Origin of the sequence: Haloferax profundi, assembly GCF_001469865.1 — an archaeon.
In the GTDB taxonomy this organism is placed as follows: Archaea; Halobacteriota; Halobacteria; order Halobacteriales; family Haloferacaceae; genus Haloferax; species Haloferax profundi.
Genome location: NZ_LOPV01000649.1, coordinates 1 through 2,113 on the forward strand (window position 1 = coordinate 1; position 2,113 = coordinate 2,113).

At 57.5% G+C, this 2,113-nt stretch carries 2 protein-coding genes; both read left to right on the forward strand.

From position 1 onward, the window contains the following. Positions 1 to 283 (forward strand): type II toxin-antitoxin system VapC family toxin (locus AUR66_RS18420; protein ID WP_058573592.1); only part of this gene is annotated, 283 nt, incomplete at its 5' end. A 686-nt stretch (positions 284 to 969) separates the two neighbouring features. Beyond that, on the forward strand, positions 970 to 2,113 hold a 1,144-nt coding region (locus AUR66_RS18425), incomplete at its 3' end, for a DUF6498-containing protein (RefSeq protein WP_058573593.1).

The window sequence follows — 2,113 nt, forward strand, 5'->3', positions numbered from 1 at the left end:
TGTGACGCTCACACGGGTTCGAACAGGGTCGTTCGAGGCTGCAGACACTGTTGCCAGTCGTATTCTTGGCGAAGATCCGTTTCCTCAAGTATTCGAGATGATTCACGTCGAACCAGATGATGTACAGGCGTCGCTAGAGGCGTTTCGTCGATACGAAGACCACGACCTCAGTTTCACTGATGCGTCGATAGTTACTCTGTGTGAGTCACGTGGTATCGATGCTGTGTTGAGCTTCGACACAGATTTCGATGGACTCGTTGACCGAATCGAACCGGGGTACTAAGCAGTGACTCATCTGGGGTAACGTAGCTAACTTCTCCTGAGACCATCAGAAATTGAGTGATGAGCTCAGCACTTACGAACACCACATTAGCGACTATTCTAACTCATGGGTTGGAGTAATTTACCACGGTAATTTTCCATACTGCCCCCGGTAATACGCTCTCACAAAGAATGCAACCATCATGATTACACCGACAACTGTGAGTCCTTTGTCTAGCAAAGAACCATCTGGAACTAGGTAAGAGCGGAAAAACATAATAAGCGCTACGAGAGCAACTAGAACACCACTTTTCCACCGACGAGCGATCAATGATGAGGTGTTCAACGAAGGCACTATCAGAAATTAACAGCGGTTGACAATAAGTCGATAGGGTAGTGACAGACTTGCGCGCCGAGTTCAGCACGGCCACAGAAATCTCACCGAACGCTGTCAGAAGTCGCGTGCAACACTCAGAGGGGGTATGTAGCAGGATGCGAGCTGCTGCTCCGCAAAAACACACTTAAACGACGATAGTGCTCATCCTCGAAAGTACCTACTGTACCCTGTCGTTCTGGCGTGTCTCTTCCTAGTCTATGCCGTTCTACCAGCCTGAGAGTTGACCCATCTCCGGACGCGTGGTTCCGAGACCGTGTTGTCTTTACAATTGTTCCACCAAGCATATCTGACACTGAGAGAGAACACAACCAATGCCCTCCACCCGGTACGGCGACGCCCCACAGACGGCCCTCGGCTTTCTCCCCGTCCTCGCAGCTAATGTCCTCCCACTCGTGGGGGTGGTATGGTTCGGCTGGAATCCCGAGACGCTCGTCACTGTCTACGCCTTCGAACTGCTGATCTTGCTGCCGCTCGCGGGAGTGAAAGCCCTATTCGCCGGCAAACCGCCTGCTTCCGACCGCGAGAGCGGCGTCTTTAGCGTCTCCGAGAGCGACCTCGTCAGCAAACGCGGAAGCGTCATCGTCCACGACCGTTTGCCGCCGATCTATCCGCGGAACGTCCCGTTCGCTGCCGCTGTCGTCGCCGGTGGCGTGTGGGTCGGCTTTTTCGTCCTCGCTCCAGTCTCGGAAGTCGTCGCTATCCTCGGTATTCTCGGCCGCCCGGAGGCACTACTCAGCGTTGTCGCGCTGGTCGTCGGGCAGGTCGTCGAGACCACCCACACCTACTTCCGGAGCGGGCGGTATGCGGAACTCTCACCATACGCTGTTGTCGAGATTCCCGCTCGTCAGGGGTTTTTTCTCGCCTTATTCCTGTTCGTCGTCTCTGTGGCAGGAGTGACGTCCGTGCTCGTGGCGTTCGTAGTCGTGAAGGTGTTCGTCGAGTGGTCGGGCCTCCGCGCGGAACGCGGCGGTGGAGGCCGACTCACCGGTTGGCTCTCCGGGCCCGACAGTGACACGACCGTCCACCCAATCGACGTTCCCACGGAGCAGCCGTCGGCCACGGTCGACGTCGACCGACGCTCGGCCGTGGCGGCCGCAGTCTGGCAGACAGCCACCACGACGGGACCGTTCTACTTCGGGTTTGCCACGGTCGTCTGGCTCGGCGTGCCCGCGTTCCTCGGCGATGGAGCGCCCTCGATGTCGCTCTGGGTCGCGAGCGGTCTCGCTGCATTCTTCCTACTTGGGCTCATGCTCGCCGGTGACATCGTGGAGGCCGTTCTGATGAACAGGTGGACGACGTACAACCGAATCGGCAACCACCTCGTCGTTTACGACCGACTGACCGACGAGCCACAGTGGACGACGCCAGTCAGCGAACTCCGCGACGCCGCCGTCGTCGAAACGCGACCGTCCGACCGGCATTTCGGGACGCGAACAATCACCGTGACGACAGGAT